The organism is Mycobacterium hackensackense (genome assembly GCF_025822555.1).
GTDB classification, from domain to species: Bacteria; Actinomycetota; Actinomycetes; order Mycobacteriales; family Mycobacteriaceae; genus Mycobacterium; species Mycobacterium fluoranthenivorans.
In genome coordinates, this window is the sequence record NZ_JACKUC010000013.1 from 1 (window position 1) to 383 (window position 383).

Annotated in this window: 1 protein-coding gene; it reads left to right on the plus strand. The window is 67.1% G+C overall.

What is annotated here, in order from left to right:
• Positions 1–383 (plus strand): methyltransferase (locus H7J86_RS00080; protein ID WP_267288614.1); only part of this gene is annotated, 383 nt, incomplete at both ends.

Sequence of the window (383 nt, forward strand, 5' to 3'; positions counted from 1 at the left end):
CAGCGCGTTCGACCGTTCGCCCGCTGCCGTCGAATGCGCCCGGCTCAACGCACTCGAAGCAGGTGTCGACATCGATGTCTTCGAGGGTGCATGGACGCATGCGATCTCGACCGGTCCCTACGACGTCGTCGTGTGCAACCCGCCGTATGTGCCCGAGCCACCGCAGACCTATCCGGTCGCCACGCCCGGGCCCAGCGCGTTCGACCGTTCGCCCGCTGCCGTCGAATGCGCCCGGCTCAACGCACTCGAAGCAGGTGTCGACATCGATGTCTTCGAGGGTGCATGGACGCATGCGATCTCGACCGGTCCCTACGACGTCGTCGTGTGCAACCCGCCGTATGTGCCCGAGCCACCGCAGACCTATCCGGTCGCCACGCCCGGGC